Source organism: Kitasatospora nipponensis, from assembly GCF_039528135.1.
GTDB classification, from domain to species: Bacteria; Actinomycetota; Actinomycetes; order Streptomycetales; family Streptomycetaceae; genus Kitasatospora; species Kitasatospora nipponensis.
Genome location: NZ_BAAALF010000084.1, coordinates 1 through 21,071 on the forward strand (window position 1 = coordinate 1; position 21,071 = coordinate 21,071).

The window sequence follows — 21,071 nt, forward strand, 5'->3', positions numbered from 1 at the left end:
GGGGCGGGCGGGGCGGCCCGAGGGCGGCCCGGCGACGGCCTGACGGGTGCGGGCGGGCCGGCGGTGCGGGCCGCGCGGCGGTGCGGCGGTGCGGGCGGGCCGACGGTGGGTCAGGGGGTGGCCGGCGGGGTCTGCGACATCCAGTGGAAGAGCGCCATGCCGACCGAGGTGGCCAGGTTGAAGCTGGAGACCTGTGGGCGCATCGGGATCGCCAGCAGGGCGTCGGCGCCGGCCCGCAGTTCGGGCGAGAGGCCGTGCCGCTCGGAGCCGAAGACCAGCAGCGCGTCGTCGGGCAGCCGCACCGAGCGGATGTCGGCGCCCTCGGGGTCCAGCACGTAGCGCGGGCCCGGCGGCAGCTCGTCGGCGCCGAGCCGGGCCACCGAGGTCGCGAAGTGCAGGCCGGCGCCGGCCCGCACCACCTGCGGGTGCCAGGGGTCCACCGAGCCGGTGGTGACCACGCCGGTGGCGCCGAAACCGGCCGCCAGCCGGACCACCGCGCCGATGTTGCCCAGGTTGCGCGGGTTGTCCAGCACCACCACCGGGGTCGCCCGGGGCAGCGCCCGCAGGCGCTCGGTGACCTGCGACCCGGCCGGCCGGACCGCGAGCGCCGCGACCGCGGTCGGGTGCGGGCGCGGGACGAGCTCGCGCAGCACGGCCGCGGGCACCTCCACGGCGGCGGCGGTGACGGCGCCGGCCACGTCCGGCGCGAGCTGTCCGGCCCGGGCGGCCAGGCCCGCCGGGTCCGCGGTGAGCACCAGGCGCAGCTCGCCGCCGAACCGCAGGGTGTGCTTCAGCGCGTGGAACCCGTCGATCAGCACGGTGTCCGGGAGCTGCGCGCTCGCTCGCCAGCGGGCCGCCGCGCCCGCCGGGGCGTCATGGTCTGTCATGGCACCACTCTCACATGACGAGCCGTCCGCTCCGGCCCCGGCCGGTGGGCCGTCGGCGCCGGCCGGGACGACGGCGGCCGGTCTCAGTAGTACGAGCGCATCAGCTCGGTGGCCCAGGCCGGCTGGCCGGTCGCGCCGCGCGGGCCGAACTCGTCCATCCACGGCTTGAGATCGAGCACCGGGGTGCCGTCCACCGCGTCCAGGCCACGCACCCGCAGGTCCAGGCCGTCCACGGCCAGCAGCCGGCAGCGCGAGACCCCCAGCCGGTTGGGGCGGTTCTTGCCGCGCTGCGCGAAGATGCCGACCTCGGGCCAGTCGGGGTTGCCGCGCGGGCGGCGCGCGGTGGTCTCGATCCTCTCCGGCGGCACGCGGTGGAAGTGGAAGACCACCTCCAGGTGGCTGAAGGCCTCCAGGCCGCGCAGCGCCTGCTCGTCGAACTGCGCGGGGTCCAGGCGGATCACGGCGGTCACCGGGTCCCAGTCGTCGTCCACCGGCTCGAGGCGGCCGCCGTGCACCTGGCCGATCGGGAGCAGTCGTACGGTCGCGTCGGTCTCCATGGTTCCCCCGGGATGTGTCGGGACGTCGGTCGGCCACGATCCTCTCGCGGCCGGCCGGCCGGTGCACGGGCGGGCGGGCTCCCGGGTGAGCGGGCTACCAGGAGAGCGGGCTACCAGGAGAGTGGATAGCGCACCGCGGAGCCGCCGAGCCGGCCGTGCAGGGCGCCGATGGCCACCAGCAGCAGGGTGGCGAGCACCAGCAGCGGCAGGAAGGGGGCCAGGCCCGGGCCCTGCAGCACCACGACCACCGCCGTGGCGGCGGCCGGTGAGTGCGAGAGGTGGGTGAGCAGCGTGGCGCCCAGCGCGAGGCCGCCGGCCACCGCCGCGCCCCAGGTCGAGCGCCCGGTCACGGCCAGCACCGCGAAGCCGATCAGCGCGGCGAGCAGGTGCCCGCCGACCAGGTTGCGCGGCTGGGAGATCGGCAGTCCGGGCGCGCCGTGCACCAGCGCCGCGCTGGCGGCCAGCGGCGGGATCAGCAGCGGCTCGCCCAGCAGGACGCCGACCCCGACCAGCAGGAGCAGGGCTCCGACGGCGAAGCCGCTCGCGTGCAGTGCGGTCAGCGGGTGGGGACGCGACGAGGCCATCCGGGTGCTCCTGCCTGGGTCAAGGGGGGTTGACCTGCGAGGCTAGCCACCGAGGTGGCCGCGGCTCGGCCCACTTGCCTGCCGGGCACAAGACTTGCCCCCGGCACCGGAGCGGCCCTCAGGGCCGGCTCGGACCGGCGCGGGGGGCACGTCGGGGAGAGGCCCTAGTCCCACTCCCAGCGGATCCCGGTCTGGCCGGGCTGCTGCTCGGTGGCCAGCACGTGGGCGCTGGCCGAGGCGCCGATCCACAGCCGCTGGCGCAGCCGGTCGTGCTCGGCGCCGGGGTCGCGTTCGTAGCGCTCGCAGTGCGGTGGCACGGCGACCGGGTCGAAGTGCACCTGGAGCACGTACTCGCGCACCGGCACGGCGAAGCGCCGGCCGTAGACGGTGGTCGGGCCGCCCGGGGGGATCTCCACCTCGTACTCGAAGACCGTGCTGTCGCCCAGGCCCAGCGGGCGGTCCAGCAGCAGCTCGGCGACCAGCAGGCCGATCTCCGGGCGGCGTCGCACCCGGCCGAGCCGGGCGTGCCGCACGGAGGTGATCTCCGGGCAGCCGGAGGCGTCCTCGTCGGCCTTGTGCACCACCAGGCAGCGGGAGACGCCGGCCACCGTCGCCCGCACCACCTGACGCATCCTCAACAGGTGCCCCTGACGCTGACCGTCGATGTAGTAGGCGTCGTGGATGCTCAAGCGCTCCAGTTCGCCGATCGGCGGCGCGTCCAGCTCCGCGAAGACCTCGGCGACCCGCTCCTCCTCGGGCCAGATCTCGGCCAGCGGGAGGCTGTCGTGGGTGGCGTTGGCGACCCAGCGGCCGCGCGGGCGGGGCGGACCGAGCAGCCCGGAGAGGGTGCTGCCGGGCAGGCCGAGCAGCTCCTCCAGCAGGGCGACGGCGCGCACCGAGGAGGCGCGCTCCGGCTGGCTGCGGCCGCGCCGCCAGTAACTGATGGTGGTGATGCTGATTTTGACGCCCTGTTTGCCCAGCTCTGTTCGTATCCGGTCGAGGCTGAGTCCGCTGGCCTCGATGGCACTGTGCAGGGTCTCGGCGAAACTGCCCGTGGGAATGGCGATTTCGCCGACCGGGTCGGCGGCGGGGCAGACCGAGGGCAAGGGGGGTTGGGGCCCCCCGGTCCGGAGGCCGGTCGCTGGTCGAAGGGATGTCGGGTCGACAGGTTGGACTCGCAGCGCGCCCGAATGGATCGGCTGCTGCTCGACCAACCGGAGATGTCCGGTGTTCTGCGGGTATTGCGAGCCCATGCGGATAACCTTCCCCACCAGCCGATTTCGGCGGGACCGGCCCGATGGCGACTGTGGGGGCGTCACCGGGCTGGAGGAACCTTACGCACGGAGCAGAGGCTACGTCATCTACCGCGCAGTATGACAGTGGTCACGACAAATGAACTTCACGGAAGTTCCCCCGATCTCCAAACCGGCGAAACGCGAATGCAACAATCCCGCCGGTATCGGGCGGTGGCCCGATACCGGCGGGATGTCTCATCACCTGGGATTATTCGCTTTTCGGTGTCAGCGAGCTACCGGGCAATAACGCTCAGTCTCAGCCGACGTTGACCGCGGTGTCGTCGATGACGAAGCTGGTCTGCAGCGAGGAGTCCTCGACGCCGGTGAACTTCAGGGTGACGGTCTGGCCGGCGTAGGACGACAGGTCCACCGTCTGCTGGGTGAAGCCGGTGCCGGCGTTCACGTTGGAGAAGCTCTTCACCGTGGTGCCGTTGGCGGTCACGGTCAGCTTGTCGTACGCGGTGCTGCCGGTCTCGGCGGTGTCCACGTGCAGCCAGAAGCTGAAGGTCGCCTTGCAGCCGGCCGGGATGGTGACGGCCTGCGAGACGGTGTCCGTGTGGGCGCTGCCGTAGCCGTCCATCCAGGCCTTCCAGGAACCGCTGTGGGCGGCCTCGGAGGAGCTGTTGTCGACGACGCCGGCGCTGGTGGTCCAGGGGGCGGCGGTGCCGGTCTCGAAGCCGGCGTTGCCGAGCAGCTGGGCCGGGGTGCAGCCGGTGGAGCCGGTGGTGACGGTGAAGGTGAAGTTGGCGGTGCCGGTGGCACCGGTGCCGTCGGTGGCCGTGACCGTGACCGTGGCGGTGGTGGCCGCGGTCGGGGTGCCGGAGATCAGGCCGGAGGCGCTGATCGACAGGCCCGCCGGCAGACCGGTGGCCGAGTAGGTCAGGGTCTGGCCCGAGGCGCTGTCAGAACCGGCGAGCTGCAGGGAGACGGCGGTGCCGACCTTGCCGCTCTGGTTGCCGGGGTTGGTCACCGTCACGGTGTTGCCACCGGTCGAGGTGCCGCCGAGCAGGGCGGTGGTCAGCGCGTCGGCGACCGGGGAGCCCCAGCCGGTGACCTGGTCGTAGCCGGTCTTGGTGGAGAAGTCCTGGTTCTTGCCGGTCTTCACGTCGTGGAACGTGGTGCCGTAGTTGGTGCTGTTGGCGATCGCGTACAGCGCCGGGTTGGCCTGGCCCAGGTTCGGCTTGGCGGCGGCCTTGGCCTTCTGGTTGAAGAGCGCGGTGTAGCCGGACCACAGCGGGGCGGCGGCGCTGGTGCCACCGTAGACCTGCCAGCCGGGGCTGCTGGTGCCCTGGGTGTAGATGGCGAAGCCGCTGTTCGGGTCGGCGTTGGAGGACACGTCCGGGACGGTGCGCATGGTGCCCGTCACGCCCGTGCCGGTCTGCCAGCTCGGCTTGCTGAACACGGTGGAGACGCCGCCGCCGGCGGTGCTCCAGGCGCTCTCCGAGGAGTAGGTGTTGCCCGACAGCGCCAGGTTGGTGCCGCCGACGCCGGTCACGTAGGTGTCCGAGGCCGGGAAGTCGACCGACTTGACCGAGGAGCCGCTGGTGGAGCGGGTGCAGTCGCGCGAGCCGTCGTCACCGGAGGCGGAGAAGACCGAGATGCCCTGGGCGGCGGCCTGCTTGAAGGAGTTGTCGACCGCGGTCATCGAGGACTGCGTGGTGTCGGGCTCGCAGCCGCCCCACGAGATCGAGATGACCGAGACCTGGTTGTCCGCCACGATCTTGGCGGCCATGTCGATCTCGCCCTGGTCCGAGTTCGGGGCCTCGTAGACCAGCTGGGTGGCCTTGGGGGCCACGCCGCGCACGATCTCGCTGTCCAGCTCGACCTCGCCCTGACCCTCACCGGGGGCGCTGTCGTAGTTCTGGCCGTCGACCGGGACGGTGGTGACCGTCGGGCCGGAGAGGCCGAACTGGGTGTCGTAGGTGGTGAGGTTGGACGACTTGTAGCCGTCGAACTCCCAGAGCGCCACCTTGACGCCGGTGCCGTCCGCGCCGACCTTGTTCAGGTTGTAGGCGCCGTCGTACTGGGCCGGGCCGTAGCCGCTGGGGGTCGCCATCGGGGCCGAGGCGTTCGGCTTGGCGAGCCGCGCGGTGCGCACGGTCTCGTTGTTCAGGCCGGAGACGCCCTGGACGATCGCCGCGACGTCGGCCGGCAGCGTGGCGGCGTTGTCGTTGGCGAAGTACGCGCGGGACTTGGAGGCGTCGTAGTACGCGCTCTCGTGGGTGCCGAAGGCCTGCGCGATCTGGGCGTTGGTGCCCTTGGCGTCGACGACCTGGCGGTTGGCGCTGACCGTGGCGGTCAGACCCTGGGCCTTCAGGAACGCGACCACGTGGTCGACGTCGGCCTGGGTCGGCGCGTAGCGGGCGGTGAACTGCTCCGGCGTCAGGTACTGGCCGTAGCTGGCCGAGTGCGGGTTGGCCACGTCCGCCAGGAACTTGTCCAGGTCCGCGGTGTTGCGCAGCTTGAGGCTGACGGCCACCGAGATCTGCTGCGCTGCGGGGACGTCACCCTGCTTCTGCGAGTGCGCGACCGCGGGGGTCACGGTGTTGGGCAGCGCGACGCGCGAGGTGGAGACGTTGGGGGTCTCCGCGGCCTGGGCGGTGGTGATGCCCAGGGAGACCGCGGACAGGGGCAGCAGGGCTATGGCGGCTGCGAGAGCGAGAGGGCGGGGACGCACCTGGACTCCTCCTCTGGCCGGCGTGCATGGCCGGCAGGGGCTACGCGTTCCGGGGTCGAAAACGCTTGGATGAACATCCCAGAAATTCTCTGGGAATTGACCCAAGGTCTGGCAATGTCTGACTAAATAACAGTCAAGTGTGGATGTCGGCCGATTGAACTGAATAGAGCCTTTTCCATACAGTGAATGGGTGGTCCGGGCATCCGGGTGCGAAGTGGTCTGGTCCGCCGCGGGGGGCTCGTCCCTAGGGTCGGGGCATGGCGAATCGCATCCCCGCGGCCCGCGGTGCCCTCAGCGCCGGCGCCGCCACCCTGGCGGCCGGCAGCTCGGCCGCGGTCAGCCCGTTGATCTCCCACTTCCCTTTGCTGGCAGGGCAGTTCTGGCGCTACCTGGTGGCCGCGCTGGTCCTGCTGGCGCTCTGCCGGCGGGGTCGCGACCAGCGGGCGAGCAGCCGCTCGTGGGGCGTGCTGACGGTGCGTCAGTGGGGCCGGATCCTGCTGCTCGCGGCCACCGGGATGGCCGGCTTCAACCTCTGCCTGCTGCACGCGGTGCGCGGTGCCGACCCCGCGGCGGTCGGCACCGTGGTGGGCGCCTCGCCGGTGCTGCTCGCCCTGCTCGGTCCTGTGCTGGACCCGCTGACCGACCGTCGGCGCCCGCATTCGCGCCTGCTCGGTGCGGCCGTCCTGGTCAGCGTGGGCCTGGCGGTGGCGCGCTCGGCCGGCTCGGCGACCCCCACCGGCCTGCTCTGGGCGGCCGGCGCACTCGGCTGCGAGTGCTGCTTCTCGCTGCTCGCGGTCGAGTTGCTGGCACTGCTGGGGCCGCTGCGGCTCTCCGCGCTGGCCTGCCTGGCCACCGCGCTGCTGACCGGCGCGGGCGCCCTGGCGGTGGAGGGCCGCGCCGCGCTGCGGCTGCCCGGCGGGGCCGAACTGCCCGCGCTGGCCTACCTGGCGCTGGTGGTCACCTCGCTGGCGTTCGTCCTGTGGTACTCCGCGGTGGAGCTGCTCGGGGTCGAGCGGACCGGGCTCTTCGTCGGCCTGCTACCGCTGGGCGCCCTGCTGGCGGGCCCGCTGCTGGGCACCGCCGAGTTGACCGCGCCGGGCGTGCTGGGGGCGCTGCTGGTGGCCGCCGCCGTGGTGTGGGGCGTCACCGCGCCACGTGCCGAACGGGCGGTGGCGGGTGATCGGTCGGGTGCTCGGGCGGGTGCCCGGTCCGGCGATCTGCCGGGTGACCGCACCCGACCCCAGGGCCGACGCCGGCACCCGGCCGGGCTCTAGGCCGGGGCCTCAGGAGTCCTCGCCCTCCCCCAGCCAGTGCGTGAGCGCGGCGCGCAGTTCGCTGCGGCTGGGGTCGGCGGCGGCCCAGGCCGCGTAGCCGTCGGGGCGCACCAGCAGGACGGTGGCGCGCAGTTTGCCGTGCGGGTCGGCGGGCGCGGCGTGCACCAGGCGGTCCGCCCAGGGCTCGGTGACGGCCGGCTCCAGGCCGCTGAACGGCGCTCCCGGGGCCCGCTCGTCCGCGCTGATCAGGACGAACTTCCCCTCGCGCAGCGCCTCGTGGAGCCGGCTGGGCCGGCCCGGGCCGTCCGCGGCGAGCCGCAGGTCCGGGATCCGGTGGCCGGCCAGCGGGTGCGAGCCGGGGCGCGCGGGGTAGCTGATGCCGATGCCGGAGACGGTCCGGGCGCCGCGCGCGACCAGCGGGGTGACCGCGTCGGCCAGGGCGCCGACCACCGAGCGCAGCGCCCGGGTGGCCGCGGTCTGCGCCAGGGCGAGCCGGATCAGCGCGCCGGAGCTGCGCAGCACCGAGCGGCCGACCGGGTGACGCTCGTCGTGGTAGCTGTCCAACAGGCTCTCGGGTGCCCAGCCGTTGACCACCGCGGCCAGCTTCCAGCTGAGGTTGGCGGCGTCCTGCAGCCCGGTGTTCATGCCCTGGCCGCCGGCGGGCGAGTGGCAGTGCGCCGCGTCCCCGGCGAGCAGCACCCGCCCGTCGCGGTAGCGCGGCACCTGGCGCTCGTCGCTGTGGAAGCGCGACATCCAGCGGGCGTCGTGCAGGCCGTAGTCGACGCCCAGCGTGCGGCGGGTGATGTCGGCGATCTCGTCGAGTTCCACCGGTGCGTCGTCGGGCAGTTGGCGGGTGCGGTCCCAGGCGATCACCCGGTACCAGCCGTCGCCGAACGGGGCGAGGAAGCCGAAGCCGTCCTGGGTGGCGCCGGCGGTGATCACGTCGGTGGGCGCGCGCTCGAGGCGGACGTCCGCGAGCAGCACGGAGCTGACCACCGACTCGCCCGGGTAGGGGATGCCGAGCAGCTCGCGCACCGTGCTGCGGACGCCGTCGGTGCCCACCACGTAGCGCGCCCGGTGGGTGACCGTGCCCTGCTCGGTCTCGGCCTGCAGGGTGACGCCCTCGGCGTCCTGGCGCAGCCCGGTCAGCCGGTGGTCGCGCAGCAGGACCGCGCCGGCCTTCACCGCCCGCTCCAGCAGCAGTCGTTCGGTCTGCGACTGGGGGGTGACCAGGACGAAGGGGAAGCGGCTGGGCAGCGTGGCGAGGTCGATCCGCAGCCGGCCGAAGAGGCGCAGCTCGGCCAGCGTGGTGCCGGTGCCGATCAGTTCGTCGGCCAGGCCCCGGGCGTCCAGCTGCTCCAGGGTGCGGGCGTGCACGGTGAAGGCCCGGGTGAGGTTGGACTCCTTGCCGCGCTTCTCCAGGACGCTCACCCGAAGGCCGGCGGTGGCCAGGTCGCCTGCCAGCAGCAGGCCGGTCGGTCCCCCGCCGACGATCACCACGTCGGACTCGGTCACCTGGTCGCTCATGGCCATCTCCCCGGCTCGCTCGGCGCTGCTGAGGGGGCGGACACGGCCCCCGTTCAGCTTCCCATCATCGCGGGCCGGTGCGGTGCTGTGAATCTCTCGCACCGGGATCGCTCGCCGCGCGGGGCGCGAGCAGCGCGTGTGGCGCGTGCGGGGCGCGCGCTGACGGCCCCGATCCGTGCGGCCCGGCCGGGCCCCGCGGGTGCGGGTGCGGGGGTGGCCGAACCGGGTGGGCCCGGGGGTCGGACGGGCCCACCCGGAGCGGAGCCGGGTCGGTTTGGGGCGGTCCGCCCGGTGAGTGAGGACTCGAACCGGGCGGACCGCGACCGGGGGTTGGTGCTGTGCGGGCTCAGGCCGCCGGGCGGCCCGGACCCCGGCCCTGTCAGGCCGGGCGGCGGACCTCCACCACGCGGAACCGGTTGGCCACGAACGCGGCGTCGGTGTAGGCGGCGTTGGCGGCCGGGTTGGCGCCGGTGCCGTGCAGGTCGGAGAAGGCCGCGGTCTGGTTGGGGTAGACGCCGCCGGTCAGGTTGAGCGAGAGGCAGACGCCGCTGTCCAGGCAGGCCCGCACCAGCTGCCGCTCGACCTCGGGGGAGGTGGTGTAGCCGGTGGCGGTCATCGCGCCCTGCTCGCTGACCGTGCGGCGCAGCAGGTCCACCGCGTCGGCGGTGGAGTCGACCGCGACGGCGAAGAAGACCGGTCCGAAGCACTCGGTGAGGAAGACCGCGCGGTCGTCCGGCTTGTGCGCCTCCACCTTGATCAGCGCGGGCGTGCGGATGGTCGCGCCGGGGAACTCCGCCGACTCCACCACCCGCGGGGCCAGCGCGATGTCGCCGTACTCGCCGCTCGCCGCGGCCGCGCTGCGCTGCAGCACGGCGGGGTTGACCACGGCGCCCAGGATCGCGGCGGCCCGGGCGTCGTCGCCCAGCAGGCCCTCGATGGCGCGCGCGAGGTCGGCCACCACCTCGTCGTAGGACTTGGCGCCCTGGTCGGTCTGCACGCCGGTGCGCGGGATCAGCAGGTTCTGCGGGGTGGTGCACATCTGGCCGGTGTAGAGCGACAGGGCGAAGGCCAGGTTGTTGAGCATGCCCTTGTAGTCGTCGGTCGAGTCGACGACCACGGTGTTGACGCCGGCCTTCTCGGTGTAGACCAGGGCCTGGGTGGCGTTCTGCTCGAGCCAGTCGCCGAACTCGGTGGAGCCGGTGTAGTCGATGATCCGCACGTCCGGGTGCAGCGCGAGGGTCTTGGCGATGCCCTCGCGGTCGCGCTCGGCGGCCAGGGTGACCAGGTTGGGGTCGAAGCCGGCCTCGGCGAGCGCCTCGCGGGCGATCCGCACGGTCAGCGCCAGCGGCAGCACGGCGCGCGGGTGCGGCTTGACCACGACGGGGTTGCCGGTGGCCAGCGAGGCGAACAGGCCCGGGTAGCCGTTCCAGGTCGGGAAGGTGTTGCAGCCGATCACCAGCGCGGTGCCGCGCGGCACGGTGATGAACTCCTTGCTGAGCACCAGCGGGTCGCGCTTGCCCTGCGGCTTGGTCCAGCCGGCCTGCCGGGGCAGTCGGGTCTGCTCGGCGTAGGCGTAGGCCACCGCCTCCAGACCGCGGTCCTGGGCGTGCGGGCCGCCGGCCTGGAAGGCCATCGCGTAGGCCTGGCCGGTGGTGTGCATCACCGCGTTGGCCATCTCGTGCGAGCGCGCGTTGATCCGGGCCAGGATCTCCAGGCAGAGCGCGGCGCGGGCGGCCGGGCCGGCGTCGGCCCAGGCGGGGCCGGCGGCCCTGGCCGCGGCGAGCAGCGCGTCGACCTCGGCGCGCGGGTAGGCGATGTCCAGTTCCAGCCCGTAGGGCGAGACCTCGGTGCCGACCAGGTCGCCGGCCGCGGGGTGGCCCGGCAGCTCGAAGGTGCTGTTCAGCAGCCCGTCGAAGGCGGCCTTGCCGTCGGTCGGGCCGCTCTCCCCGTAGGCCTTGGGGAACTCGGGGTACGGCGACCAGTAGTCGCGGTCGGTGAGCGCGGTGAGCGCCCGGGAGAGGGTTTCCTGGTGACGCTCGATCAGATCGTCGACGGCGGCCATGCGGCGCTCCTCGAAAGGGGAGGACTGGGGCTGGATGCCCCAGCGTAACCGAACGATCGGTCGGGGCAATAGGGCGCGCGCACACCTCGCCCCCGGCGACGGGCCCGGCGGCGAGCGGCCGGGCCGCGTTGGGGATACTCGGAGCATGGCCGACTCCACGATCCGCACCACCTACACCGTCGACTCGCTGCTCGCGGTGACCGTGGAGGTCTTCAACGCCCGCGGGTACGACGGCACCTCGATGGAGGACCTGTCGCGGGCCGCCGGGATCTCCAAGTCCTCGATCTACCACCACGTGCGCGGCAAGGAGGAACTGCTGCGGCTGGCGGTCGGCCGGGCGCTGGACGGCCTCTTCGGGATCCTGGAGGAGCCGGGCGCCACCGAGGGCCGGCCGGTGGAGCGCCTCGAGCACGTGGTGCGGCGCACCGCCGAGGTGCTGCTGGCCGAGCTGCCGTACGTGACCCTGCTGCTGCGGGTGCGCGGCAACACCGGCACCGAGCTGTGGGCGCTGGAGCGCCGGCGCGACTTCGACCACCGGGTGGCCGAGCTGCTGCGGGAGGCCGTCGCGGCCGGCGAACTGCGCGCGGACGTCGAGCCGCGGCTGGCCACCCGGCTGCTCTTCGGGATGATCAACTCGATCGTGGAGTGGTACCGGCCCGGCGCCGCGGGCGCCGACGGGGTGCCGGACGCCGTGGTGCGGCTGGCCTTCGACGGCCTGCGGGCCTGACGGCGGCGCGGCCCGCCCGCGCCCCCGCGCCCGTCGGGGCACCCGGGACCCCGCGCCCCCGCGGCGGGTCAGGTCGGCGGCACCCGGTCGGTCTCCTCGAAGACCAGCAGGGTCTGCGTGGAGAGCACCTCGGGGATCGACTGGATGCTCCCGAGCACCAGGTCGCGCAGCACCCGGTTGTCCGCCGTGTGCACCAGCAGCAGCACGTCGAACTCGCCGCCGACCAGCGCGATGTGCGCGACCCCGGGCAGCTCCAGCAGCCGCTCGCGCACGGTCCGCCAGGAGTTCTGGACGATCTTGAGGGTGACGTAGGCGGAGGCGGTCTGCCCGGCCCGTTCGTGGTCGACCCGGGCGGTGAAGCCGCGGATCACGCCGTCCTCCATCATCCGGGCGATCCGGGCGTAGGCGTTGGCGCGCGAGACGTGCACCCGTTCGGCGACCGAGCGCACCGAGGCCCGTCCGTCCTGCTGGAGCAGGCGCAGGATCGCCCGGTCCACCCGGTCCAGGCCGCGCTCGGCCGGCTGCTGCGGGGGCTGGGGCGGCTGCGGCGGTTGCGGCGGCTGGCCCGGTGTGTGGTTGACGGTGGTTCTCCCGCGATCCGGCGGCACGGAGCGGCCCGTGCCGCGTCCGGCCATTTGTTCAGCGTCCATGGCCCCCGGCCCTCCCCTGGTGGACGTGCTGCTTCCAGTCGACTGCCGTGGCGACCGATTGTCCAGCACCTTCGCTCGGCTGTGGCCACAATGAAAAGACAACCGAACAATCGGTTGGGAGGCAATCCCCTCCTGCTGTCCCCCGCAGCGGCCCCGCCCTCCCCACCCCTTGGAGGTGCCCGATGACCGTCCTCGACCACCGGCCCACCGTGCCGGTCCCCGGTTGGCTCCCCGGAGCGACCAGCCCCCGGACCGACCCCGCGCCGCTGCTGCCGGACGAGGTCCCGCTGCGCGTCCTGGGCACCCCCGCGCAGGACAAGTGCGACCCCGCGCTGCTGCTGGACCTGTACCGCCGCCTGGTGGTGGGCCGCCGCTACAACCAGCAGGCGACCACCCTCACCAAGCAGGGCCGGCTCGCCGTCTACCCCTCCTCGACCGGCCAGGAGGCCTGTCAGGTGGCGGTCGGCACGGTGCTCGCCGAGCAGGACTGGCTCTTCCCGAGCTACCGCGACACCCTGGCCGTGGTCAGCCGCGGGGTCGACCCGCTGCAGGCGCTGACCCTGCTGCGCGGCAACGCGCACACCGGCTACGACCCGCTGGCCACCCGCACCGCGCCGCTCTGCACCCCGCTGGCCACCCAGGCCCCGCACGCGGTGGGCCTGGCGCACGCCGCCCGGCTGCGCGGCGAACGGGTGGTCGCGCTGGCCATGCTCGGCGACGGCGGCACCAGCGAGGGCGACTTCCACGAGGCGCTGAACTTCGCCGCGGTGCTGAACGCCCCGGTGGTCTTCCTGGTGCAGAACAACGGCTACGCCATCTCGGTGCCGCTCACCCGGCAGTCCGCCGCGCCCAGCCTGGCCCACAAGGCGGTCGGCTACGGGATGCCGGGCCGGCTGGTGGACGGCAACGACGCGCCGGCCGTGCACGCGGCGCTGACCGAGGCGGTGGACCGGGCCCGGGCGGGTGGCGGTCCCACCCTGATCGAGGCGCTGACCTACCGGCTGGACGCGCACACCAACGCCGACGACGCCACCCGCTACCGGGTGGAGGACGAGGTGGCGGCCTGGCGCGAGCACGACCCGATCACCCTCATGGAGCGCCACCTGCGCGCCGCCGGGCTGCTGGACGACGCGTTCGCGGCCCGGGCCGGCGAGCAGGCCGAGGCGCTGGCGGCCACCATGCGCGCCGAGTTCCACGCCGAACCGCAGCTCGACCCGTTCACGCTCTTCGAGCACGTCTACGCCGAGCCGACCCCGCAGCTGCGCGAACAGGCGCAGCAGCTGGCGGCCGAGCTCGCGGCGGAGGCGGACCGGTGAGCACGTTGACCACCCCGGCCACGACCGGCAGCAGGACCAGCACGATGGCGCAGGCGCTCAACGCGGCCCTGCGCGACGCGATGCGCGAGGACCCGGCGGTGCACCTGCTGGGCGAGGACGTCGGCGCGCTCGGCGGCGTCTTCCGGATCACCGACGGGCTGGCCGCCGAGTTCGGCGCGGACCGCTGCCTGGACACCCCGCTCGCCGAGGCGGGCATCCTGGGCACCGCGATCGGCATGGCGATGTACGGGCTGCGGCCCGTGGTCGAGATGCAGTTCGACGCCTTCGCCTACCCGGCGATGGAGCAGCTCGTCTCGCACGTGGCCAAGATGCGCAACCGCACCGCGGGCCGGCTGCCGCTGCCGATCACCGTGCGGGTGCCGTACGGCGGCGGGATCGGCGGGGTCGAGCACCACAGCGACTCCTCGGAGGCCTACTACGCGGGCACCCCCGGACTGCACGTGGTCACCCCGGCGACCGTGGAGGACGCCTACGGGCTGCTGCGGGCCTCGATCGCCTCGGACGACCCGGTGGTCTTCCTGGAGCCCAAGCGGCTCTACTGGGGCAAGGGCGAGCTGGACCCGGCGGCCGGGGTGCCGCCGGTGGGCAGGGCGGTGCTGCGCCGGCCCGGGCGCTCGGCGGTGCTGATCACCTACGGGCCCTCGCTGCCGGTCTGCCTGGAGGCGGCCGAGGCGGCGAAGGCCGAGGGCTGGGACCTGGCGGTTCTGGACCTGCGCAGCCTGGTGCCCTTCGACGACGAGACGGTCTGCGAGGTGGTCCGCTCGGTGGGCCGGGCCGTGGTGGTGCACGAGTCGACCGGCTTCGGCGGGGTCGGTGCCGAGATCACCGCTCGCGTCACGGAGCGGTGCTTCCACCACCTGGCCGCGCCCGTCCTGCGGGTGACCGGCTTCGACATCCCCTACCCGCCGCCGATGCTGGAGCACCACCACCTGCCCGGGGTGGACCGGATCCTGGACGCGGTCGCCAAGCTGCAGTGGGAGGCGTGAGCGTGATGCCGATCGTGCGCGAGTTCACGCTGCCCGACCTGGGCGAGGGGCTGACCGGGGCGGAGGTGGTGCGCTGGCTGGTGGAGGTCGGCGAGGTGATCGCCGTCGACCAGCCGGTGGTGGAGGTGGAGACCGCCAAGGCGGTGGTGGAGGTGCCCTGCCCGTACGGCGGGGTGGTCACCGCGCGCTACGGCGAGGTCGGCGAGGAGCGCGAGGTCGGCCAGCCGCTGGTGACGGTCGCGGTCGCGCCGGAGCCCGGCACGGTCGTGCCGCTGGGTGACACCGGCGCGGACGGCGCCGGCGCGGCCAACGAGCGCCCGCTGGTGGGCTACGGGGTGGCCGAGGGCGCGAAGGGATCGCGCCGCCGCCGGGTGGCGGCGGGCCCTGCGGGCTCGGCAGGCCCCGCGGCTCCCGCGGCTCCGGTGGCCGCGGCGCTTCCGGTGGCGCCGGTGGCGCTCGCCGAACCGCCGGCGCCGCTCGCGCCGGCCGTGGTCGCGGTGATCTCGCCGCTGGTGCGCCGGCTCGCCCGCGAGCACGGCGTCGACCTGGCCCGGCTCATCGGCAGCGGCCCCGACGGGCTGATCCTGCGGGCCGACGTGGAGCGGGCGATCCAGCCGGTGCCCGCGCCCGCCCCCGCGGCCGTCTCCGCACCGGCGCCCGGCACCGTGGTGGTCGCGGCGACCGACGTGGTGCCGCTGCGCGGCCTGCGCCGCACGGTGGCCGAGAAGCTCACCCGCAGCCACCACGAGATCCCGGCCGCGACCTGCTGGGTGGACGCCGACGCCACCGAACTGCTCGCCCTGCGCGAGCAGATGAACCGCGGCGGCGGCCCGCGGGTGGGCCTGCTCGCGCTGCTCGCCCGGATCTGCACGGCCGCGCTGGCCCGCCACCCCGAGCTCAACGCGAGCGTCGACCTGGACGCCTCCGGTGCGCCCGCCGCGCTGCGCCGGCACGGCGCGGTGCACCTGGGCTTCGCCGCGCAGAGCGAGCGGGGGCTGGTGGTCCCGGTGGTCCGCGACGCGCACCTGCTCTCCACCGAGCAGCTCGGCGCCGAGCTGGGCCGGCTGACGGCGGCGGCCCGGTCGGGCTCGCTCACCCCCACCGACCTGACCGGCGGCACCTTCACGCTCAACAACTACGGCGTCTTCGGGGTGGACGGCTCCACGCCGATCCTCAACCACCCGGAGGCGGCGATGCTCGGGGTCGGCCGGATCGTGGCCAAGCCGTGGGTGCACCAGGGGGAGTTGGCGGTCCGCCAGGTCACCCAGCTGTCCTTCACCTTCGACCACCGGGTCTGCGACGGCGGTACGGCGGGCGGCTTCCTGCGCTTCGTGGCGGACTGCGTGGAACAGCCGGGGATGCTGATGCGCCAGCTCTGAGGCCAGGCCCGCCGTCCTCGGAGTCGGACAGCCGTCCGCGGAGTCGGACCGGGGCAGCAGGAGGCGGCCGGACGGGCGTCCTGCGCCCGCGCGCGAATCGGGCGAGCCTAGCGCGTGGGCGGGGCATCCGTCCGGCATTCGCTTGATTTGTCGGATGAGCTGTGCGGGCGTGCCACGCTGCTGAAGGCGTTGCTGGGACGACCGGAGGCGAAACGATTCTCTTGAGTACGCGTCAGGCTGGTGTGAAGTCGCTCTCCGCACTCCTCGTTCGCTCGGGGCACGGGTCGGCAGGCGTCTCGGCGGTGCCGGGGATGGCCGGCTCCCCGGCCCCGGGTGCGGGCCCGGGCCCGGCGGGGTCCCAGGGGGCGGTGTCCCAGGCGGCGGGGGCAGGGTCGGCACCGGCTCCGACGGCCTCGGAGTCGGGCGCGGCGGCGCTGCGCCCGGCCGCCGGTCCGCGGGTGCCGCCGATGCCCACCGAACCCCCGGCGATCCCCCCGTTCGCCGGGCCCGCCCCCACCCCCGTGCCGGTGCCCGGACCCGCTGCCGCCCCCGTGCAGCCCTTCGCCCCCGCGCCGGAGCCGGCCGGTCCGGGTGAGCAGCGGCCCGCCTTCGAGCCGCTCTTCAGCTGGGCCCCGCGCCTCAACTGGGCCGGCCCCGGCGACCAGTGGAGCCAGGCCTGGGCCGCCGGCACCCTCGACGCGCCGCCCGGAGCGGTGCTGCCCCCGGCCCCCGCCGCGATCACGGCCGAGGCCGCCGCGCAGCCGCCGACCGCGCGCGACCTGGACCTGATCCGGGCCACCCTGGCCGCCGTCGAGCCGGTCGCCGACCGGGCCACCGCGCACTTCTACGCGTTGATCTTCCTGCACCACCCCGAGGTCCGCGCGCTCTTCCCGGCGGCCATGGACGTCCAGCGCGACCGGCTCTTCCGGGCGCTGCTGATGGCCGCCCGCAGCGCGGACGACCCGGTGGGCCTGACCGCCTACCTGACCCGGCTGGGCCAGGGCCACCGCAAGTACGGCACGCTCAGCGGCCACTACGCCCCGGTCGGGGAGTGCCTGGTGGCGGCCCTGGCCCGGTACGCCGGCAACCGCTGGGACACCGAGACCGAGCTGGCCTGGCGCCGGGTCTACGGCCTGATCGCCGGCATCATGAGCGGCGCGGCCGAGGACGCCGCCCGCACCTCGCCGGCCTGGTGGCAGGCCGAGGTGGTCGACCACCAGCTGCGCGGCCGGGACGTCGCGGTGATCACCGTCCGCCCCGACCAGGCGTACCCCTACCGGGCCGGGCAGTACACCTCCCTGGAGACGCCCTGGTGGCCGCGGGTCTGGCGGCACTTCTCGTTCGCCACCGCGCCGCGCCACGACGGCCTGTTGACCTTCCACGTCAAGGCGTTGGAGACCGGCTGGGTGAGCAACGCGCTGGTCCGCAGGGCGGCGCCCGGGGACGTGCTGCGGCTGGGCCCGCCGGCCGGCGCCATGGTCGTCGACCACGCCGACCCGGCCCACCTGCTCTGCCTGGGCGGCGGCACCGGGATCGCGCCGATCGGCGCCCTGGTCGAGGAGGTGGCCACCCACGGACCGGCCGGCCGGCGGGTCGAGGTCTTCTACGGCGCCCGGCACGCCGGCGGGCTCTACGAACTGGAGGCGCTGCACGCCGCAGCCCGGCGCCACCCGTGGCTCTCGGTGCGCCCGGTGCTCTCCGAGGAGCGGGTGCGTCCGCAGACCGCGCTCTGCGGACTGCTGCCGGACGTGGTGGCCCAGCTGGGCCCGTGGGACGGGCACCAGGCGTTCCTCAGCGGGCCGGCCGCGATGGTGCGCCGCTCGGCGGGGATGCTGGCGCGCTCGGGCGTGCGGCCCGAGCACATCCACCACGACCTGGTCGCCGACCTGGCCTGAGCCGGCCGCCGCGCGCGGCTCAGCCCAGGTCGGGGGTGAGCAGCGCGCGCACGCCCTCGATGTTGGCGGCCAGGTAGGCCCGCAGCGAGGGCGGCACCAGGTTCACGGCGGTGACTCCCTCGCGGGTGAACGGCAGCCGGACGATCTCGTACTCGCCGCGCGGCTCGTCCACCTCGGGCCCGTGTCGCCGCTCGGGGTCCATCGAGGCCAGCCGGCAGACGAAGAAGTGCTGCACCTTCACGCCGTGCGGGTGCAGCGGCGTGCCGTCCTCGTGGTGCGAGTGCGCGACGGTGTCCACGAAGGCGGGCACCACGTCGACCACCTTGCCACCGAGCTCCTCGTCCACCTCGCGGTGCAGCGCGTCGGTGACCGTGCGGTCGCCCGGCTCCACGCCGCCCCCGGGCGTGATCCAGTACGGGTTGCTGCCGGGCCGGGTGCGCTTGATGACGATCAGGGTGGCCGGGGCGTGCGGGTCGCCGGCGGGCAGGTCCAGCAGGATCGCGCGGGCGGTGCGCTTCACCACCGGGCGCGGGTGCGGGGTCGGGGTCGGGGGCGGGCCCATGGTCGCGGTGGGCACCTCGGTCACCTCGGTCACCTCCGGGAGGTCCGGACGGGAGCCGGACCGGCGCGTTGTGCGGGAGTCTCCCGCACCGGGCGGCGGCTGAAACTCGTACAGGTGGCCGAAATGGAGCAGTGGCTTCCGCCGCCACCCGGCACGCGAAAGGGCCCGCCTGGCCGGGCGGGCCCTTCGCACGGTGCGGTCGGGTGGGTCGTGGCGGGCGGTCAGCGCTCGTCGCCGGCTGCCAGGTGCAGGCCCCAGGCGACCAGGCTGATGATCAGTGAACCGAACAGCGCGGGCACGAAGCCCTCGACGTGGAAGTCCAGCTTGAGCTTGTCCGAGGCGAAGGAGGTCAGCCAGAGCATCAGGGCGTTGATCACGAAGGTGATCAGCCCCAGGGTGAGGATGAACAGCGGGAAGGAGAAGAACTTCACCACCGGCTTGATCACCCAGTTCACCACCCCGAAGACCAGGGCCACCCCGATCACGGTCAGCGTCTGGTGCTGCCAGTCGCCGCCGGACAGGGTGATCCCGTTGACGATCCAGGCGGCCACCCAGATGGCGGCCGCGTTGATGAGGGTCTTGACCACGAAGTGCTTCATGGCAGGCATGGTGGCAGGCTCGGGCGATTGGTGGAAGCTCCGGTGGCCGGAAGGTGCCCCGCGACGCCCGCCCGCCAGGGTGTTGAATGCCCCGGGACGGATGTGCGGGAGCAGAAGGGGAACAGCGGCGATGAAGGTCTTCCGGCTGGACGAGCTGGACGCGGAACGGGCCGCGGGCGAGGGGGCCTACCTGCGCTTCCTCAAGGAACGCCGGATGTCGGCCGGCCTCTACGCGCTCGCGCCAGGGCAGGTCGACACCCAGTCCGCGCACGAGCAGGACGAGATCTACCAGGTGATCAGCGGCCGGGCCTACCTGACGGTCGGCGAGGAGACCACCACCGTCGGGCGGGGCACGGTGGCGTACGTGCCGGCCGGGGTGCCGCACCGCTTCCACCACATCACCGAGGAGCTGCGGGTGCTGGTGGTGTTCTCCCCGCCGGAGAGCTGAGAGCCGTCACCCGTAGGGTCGGGGGCATGACGCAGACCCTGACCGAGGAGCTGTGGGCCGCCATCGAGCCGGTCTACGCGCAGATCCTCGACCACCCGTTCCTGGCCGGCCTGACCGACGGGACCCTGCCGCGCGCCGCGTTCCGGCACTTCGTCGTGCAGGACTCGCACTACCTGCGCGACTACGCCCGCGCGCTGGCGCTCTGCGCCGCCAAGGCGCCGGGCGAGGCCGAGGTCCGGGCCTTCGCGGACGACGCGATCGGGGCGCTGGCCGCCGAGCAGGGGATGCACGCGCAGTTCCTGGACGCCTTCGGCGACACCGCCGAGCAGGCCGCCGCCGAGCCGGTGCTGCCCACCACCCGCGCCTACACCAGCTACCTGCTGGCCACCGTCCACGGCGGGTCGTTCGCCGAGGCCGTCGCCGCGGTGCTGCCCTGCTACTGGATCTACGCCCGGGTCGGCGAGCAGCTGCTGGCCCGGTCCTCGCCCGACCCGCTCTACGCGCGGTGGATCGCGACCTACGGCGACGAGGCGTTCCAGTCCGTGGTGCGCCGGGTGCTGGAGCTCACCGACCGGCTCGGCGAGGACCTCTCGGCCACCGAACGCCGCCGGGCGGTCGAGCACTTCACCACCACCTCGCGCTACGAGTGGATGTTCTGGGACGCCGCCTGGCGGGGCGAGCGCTGGCCGGTCTGACCGCTGGCACGGGCGGTGCGGGCAGGCGGTGTGAGCGGGCGGTAAGGGCAACCCCGAGACCCGGCCCTCAGGGGGATCTCCGGGTTCTCTCGGGGCCCGGAACCCTTCGTTTCCGCTCGGTGGCCCTCGTACGATCGAGGTACCGAACAGCGGACGGGATGCGGCAACGAGGGCCGGCCCGAGGGGAGAGAAGGAACCGACATGGCTGAGCTCTGGAAGTCGCTGCCCTCGTGGGTGCGCAACATCGTGGTGCCGATCCTGGTGCTGATCATCGCCTTCAACGTGATCGGGTTCGTCTTCAGCGTGGTCAGCACGCTGGTCTGGTTCGCGGTCAAGGCCCTGGTGGTGGTGGGCATCGCGGCCGCCGTGGTGGTCCTGGTCAAGAAGGCCGCCAAGGGCTGACCCGCCCCGAAGTCCGCTCCGGCGCCCGTTCCCCGCACCGCGGGGGGCGGGCGCTGTGCGTGGTGCGCACCGCGGGTGCCCGATCGGTCAGGCCGGTCGGTCAGGCCGGTCGGTCAGGCGGTCGGGTCGCCCTGGACCGGGATCGCCTGGGCGGTGGACCTGCGCTGCACCGTGCCGGGCGTCGCGCCCTCGCCGGTCCCGGTGCCGGCGCCCTCGCCGGAGGTGTTCATGGCGCTGAGCAGCTGGCGGGCCAGGCCCAGGCCGGTGCCGCCCATGGTGAGCGCCTTGGCGAACATCTCGCCCATCCCCTCGGCGCCGTTCAGCAGCACCATGTGCTCGACGTTGCCGAAGGCCTCCGCGCCGGCCCGCACGATCTCGGGCCAGTTCTCGGCCAACTGCTGGGCGACCACGGCCTCCTGGTTCTCGGCCAGGGCGGCCGCACGGGCCTTGATCGCCTCGGCCTCGGCCAGACCGAGCGCCTTGGCCGCCTCGGCGGCCGCCAGGCCCCTGGCCTCGGCCGGCGCCGGC

At 74.2% G+C, this 21,071-nt stretch carries 19 protein-coding genes and 1 pseudogene; 9 read left to right on the forward strand and 11 right to left on the reverse strand.

Annotated features, from left to right (window positions below; translation table 11 throughout):
* Positions 1-110: 110 nt before the first annotated feature.
* The 5 genes from ABD323_RS22290 to ABD323_RS22310 all read right to left on the reverse strand — a co-directional run bounded on the left by ABD323_RS22290 (position 111) and on the right by ABD323_RS22310 (position 6,000).
* The gene (locus ABD323_RS22290; protein ID WP_344443643.1) at positions 111-887 is read right to left on the reverse strand and encodes a TrmH family RNA methyltransferase; all 777 of its coding nucleotides are present in this window, start codon (positions 885-887) and stop codon (positions 111-113) included.
* Between the two features lie 83 nt (positions 888-970).
* Positions 971-1,444 carry an SAM-dependent methyltransferase gene (locus ABD323_RS22295; RefSeq protein WP_344443644.1) on the reverse strand — a complete coding sequence of 158 codons (474 nt, stop codon included), beginning with the start codon at positions 1,442-1,444 and terminating at the stop codon, positions 971-973.
* Positions 1,445-1,554: 110 nt separating this feature from the next.
* Entirely contained in the window at positions 1,555-2,028 is a 474-nt protein-coding gene (locus ABD323_RS22300; RefSeq protein WP_344443645.1) for an HPP family protein, read from the reverse strand.
* A 164-nt stretch (positions 2,029-2,192) separates the two neighbouring features.
* Positions 2,193-3,134, reverse strand: coding sequence for a hypothetical protein (locus ABD323_RS22305; RefSeq protein ID WP_344443646.1), 942 nt, complete (start codon positions 3,132-3,134; stop codon positions 2,193-2,195).
* A 445-nt stretch (positions 3,135-3,579) separates the two neighbouring features.
* Positions 3,580-6,000, reverse strand: a complete 2,421-nt coding sequence (locus ABD323_RS22310; protein WP_344443647.1) for a protease pro-enzyme activation domain-containing protein — start codon at positions 5,998-6,000, stop codon at positions 3,580-3,582.
* A gap of 257 nt (positions 6,001-6,257) precedes the next feature.
* Between ABD323_RS22310 and ABD323_RS22315 the strand changes: the two genes are divergently transcribed.
* Entirely contained in the window at positions 6,258-7,274 is a 1,017-nt protein-coding gene (locus tag ABD323_RS22315) for an EamA family transporter (RefSeq protein ID WP_344443648.1), read from the forward strand.
* 9 nt (positions 7,275-7,283) lie between these two features.
* On the opposite strand, the gene ABD323_RS22320 is transcribed toward ABD323_RS22315, so the two are convergent.
* Positions 7,284-8,801 carry an FAD-dependent monooxygenase gene (locus ABD323_RS22320; RefSeq protein WP_344443649.1) on the reverse strand — a complete coding sequence of 506 codons (1,518 nt, stop codon included), beginning with the start codon at positions 8,799-8,801 and terminating at the stop codon, positions 7,284-7,286.
* Between the two features lie 379 nt (positions 8,802-9,180).
* Positions 9,181-10,863 (reverse strand): phenylacetic acid degradation protein PaaN, encoded by a 1,683-nt coding sequence (gene paaN, locus ABD323_RS22325; protein ID WP_344443650.1) that lies wholly within the window; start codon positions 10,861-10,863, stop codon positions 9,181-9,183.
* A 145-nt stretch (positions 10,864-11,008) separates the two neighbouring features.
* Between paaN and ABD323_RS22330 the strand changes: the two genes are divergently transcribed.
* A complete protein-coding gene (locus tag ABD323_RS22330; protein WP_344443652.1) occupies positions 11,009-11,590 on the forward strand; it encodes a TetR/AcrR family transcriptional regulator in 582 nt (193 codons plus the stop codon).
* A gap of 68 nt (positions 11,591-11,658) precedes the next feature.
* Here the strand turns inward: ABD323_RS22330 and ABD323_RS22335 are convergent, their stop codons facing one another.
* On the reverse strand, positions 11,659-12,240 hold the full coding sequence (locus ABD323_RS22335; protein WP_344443654.1) for an Lrp/AsnC family transcriptional regulator: 582 nt from the start codon (positions 12,238-12,240) through the stop codon (positions 11,659-11,661).
* Positions 12,241-12,422: 182 nt separating this feature from the next.
* Between ABD323_RS22335 and pdhA the strand changes: the two genes are divergently transcribed.
* The 4 genes from pdhA (at position 12,423) to ABD323_RS22355 (ending at position 17,837) form a co-directional block, all read left to right on the forward strand.
* The gene (pdhA, locus tag ABD323_RS22340; RefSeq protein WP_344443656.1) at positions 12,423-13,556 is read left to right on the forward strand and encodes a pyruvate dehydrogenase (acetyl-transferring) E1 component subunit alpha; all 1,134 of its coding nucleotides are present in this window, start codon (positions 12,423-12,425) and stop codon (positions 13,554-13,556) included.
* A 44-nt stretch (positions 13,557-13,600) separates the two neighbouring features.
* On the forward strand, positions 13,601-14,563 hold the full coding sequence (locus tag ABD323_RS22345) for an alpha-ketoacid dehydrogenase subunit beta (protein ID WP_344443681.1): 963 nt from the start codon (positions 13,601-13,603) through the stop codon (positions 14,561-14,563).
* A 5-nt stretch (positions 14,564-14,568) separates the two neighbouring features.
* Positions 14,569-15,942, forward strand: a complete 1,374-nt coding sequence (locus ABD323_RS22350) for a dihydrolipoamide acetyltransferase family protein (protein WP_344443682.1) — start codon at positions 14,569-14,571, stop codon at positions 15,940-15,942.
* Positions 15,943-16,409: 467 nt separating this feature from the next.
* Positions 16,410-17,837 (forward strand): globin domain-containing protein, encoded by a 1,428-nt coding sequence (locus tag ABD323_RS22355; protein ID WP_344443658.1) that lies wholly within the window; start codon positions 16,410-16,412, stop codon positions 17,835-17,837.
* A 19-nt stretch (positions 17,838-17,856) separates the two neighbouring features.
* On the opposite strand, the gene ABD323_RS22360 is transcribed toward ABD323_RS22355, so the two are convergent.
* A complete protein-coding gene (locus tag ABD323_RS22360; RefSeq protein ID WP_344443683.1) occupies positions 17,857-18,399 on the reverse strand; it encodes an NUDIX hydrolase in 543 nt (180 codons plus the stop codon).
* Between the two features lie 221 nt (positions 18,400-18,620).
* Positions 18,621-18,998: a phage holin family protein gene (locus tag ABD323_RS22365; RefSeq protein WP_344443660.1), complete on the reverse strand. Its 378-nt coding sequence runs from the start codon at positions 18,996-18,998 to the stop codon at positions 18,621-18,623.
* 130 nt (positions 18,999-19,128) lie between these two features.
* Between ABD323_RS22365 and ABD323_RS22370 the strand changes: the two genes are divergently transcribed.
* The 3 genes from ABD323_RS22370 (at position 19,129) to ABD323_RS22380 (ending at position 20,543) form a co-directional block, all read left to right on the forward strand.
* Complete coding sequence (locus tag ABD323_RS22370) at positions 19,129-19,446, forward strand: cupin domain-containing protein (protein WP_344443662.1); 318 nt, start codon at positions 19,129-19,131, stop codon at positions 19,444-19,446.
* Between the two features lie 26 nt (positions 19,447-19,472).
* On the forward strand, positions 19,473-20,141 hold the full coding sequence (tenA, locus tag ABD323_RS22375; protein WP_344443664.1) for a thiaminase II: 669 nt from the start codon (positions 19,473-19,475) through the stop codon (positions 20,139-20,141).
* Between the two features lie 201 nt (positions 20,142-20,342).
* Positions 20,343-20,543, forward strand: a complete 201-nt coding sequence (locus tag ABD323_RS22380) for a DUF5326 family protein (protein ID WP_344443666.1) — start codon at positions 20,343-20,345, stop codon at positions 20,541-20,543.
* A gap of 113 nt (positions 20,544-20,656) precedes the next feature.
* Here the strand turns inward: ABD323_RS22380 and ABD323_RS22385 are convergent.
* A pseudogene (locus tag ABD323_RS22385) lies at positions 20,657-21,071 on the reverse strand (flotillin domain-containing protein); the annotation flags it as partial.

What these genes read in the sequence shown, in the direction of transcription:
- ABD323_RS22290 (WP_344443643.1), bottom strand. Translation starts at nt 887, where the DNA reads ATGACAGACCATGACGCCCCGGCGGGCGCGGCGGCCCGCTGGCGAGCG.
- ABD323_RS22295 (WP_344443644.1), bottom strand. Translation starts at nt 1,444, where the DNA reads ATGGAGACCGACGCGACCGTACGACTGCTCCCGATCGGCCAGGTGCAC.
- ABD323_RS22300 (WP_344443645.1), bottom strand. Translation starts at nt 2,028, where the DNA reads ATGGCCTCGTCGCGTCCCCACCCGCTGACCGCACTGCACGCGAGCGGC.
- ABD323_RS22315 (WP_344443648.1), top strand. Translation starts at nt 6,258, where the DNA reads ATGGCGAATCGCATCCCCGCGGCCCGCGGTGCCCTCAGCGCCGGCGCC.
- ABD323_RS22320 (WP_344443649.1), bottom strand. Translation starts at nt 8,801, where the DNA reads ATGAGCGACCAGGTGACCGAGTCCGACGTGGTGATCGTCGGCGGGGGA.
- paaN (WP_344443650.1), bottom strand. Translation starts at nt 10,863, where the DNA reads ATGGCCGCCGTCGACGATCTGATCGAGCGTCACCAGGAAACCCTCTCC.
- ABD323_RS22330 (WP_344443652.1), top strand. Translation starts at nt 11,009, where the DNA reads ATGGCCGACTCCACGATCCGCACCACCTACACCGTCGACTCGCTGCTC.
- ABD323_RS22335 (WP_344443654.1), bottom strand. Translation starts at nt 12,240, where the DNA reads ATGGACGCTGAACAAATGGCCGGACGCGGCACGGGCCGCTCCGTGCCG.
- pdhA (WP_344443656.1), top strand. Translation starts at nt 12,423, where the DNA reads ATGACCGTCCTCGACCACCGGCCCACCGTGCCGGTCCCCGGTTGGCTC.
- ABD323_RS22345 (WP_344443681.1), top strand. Translation starts at nt 13,601, where the DNA reads ATGGCGCAGGCGCTCAACGCGGCCCTGCGCGACGCGATGCGCGAGGAC.
- ABD323_RS22350 (WP_344443682.1), top strand. Translation starts at nt 14,569, where the DNA reads ATGCCGATCGTGCGCGAGTTCACGCTGCCCGACCTGGGCGAGGGGCTG.
- ABD323_RS22355 (WP_344443658.1), top strand. Translation starts at nt 16,410, where the DNA reads ATGCCCACCGAACCCCCGGCGATCCCCCCGTTCGCCGGGCCCGCCCCC.
- ABD323_RS22360 (WP_344443683.1), bottom strand. Translation starts at nt 18,399, where the DNA reads ATGGGCCCGCCCCCGACCCCGACCCCGCACCCGCGCCCGGTGGTGAAG.
- ABD323_RS22365 (WP_344443660.1), bottom strand. Translation starts at nt 18,998, where the DNA reads ATGAAGCACTTCGTGGTCAAGACCCTCATCAACGCGGCCGCCATCTGG.
- ABD323_RS22370 (WP_344443662.1), top strand. Translation starts at nt 19,129, where the DNA reads ATGAAGGTCTTCCGGCTGGACGAGCTGGACGCGGAACGGGCCGCGGGC.
- tenA (WP_344443664.1), top strand. Translation starts at nt 19,473, where the DNA reads ATGACGCAGACCCTGACCGAGGAGCTGTGGGCCGCCATCGAGCCGGTC.
- ABD323_RS22380 (WP_344443666.1), top strand. Translation starts at nt 20,343, where the DNA reads ATGGCTGAGCTCTGGAAGTCGCTGCCCTCGTGGGTGCGCAACATCGTG.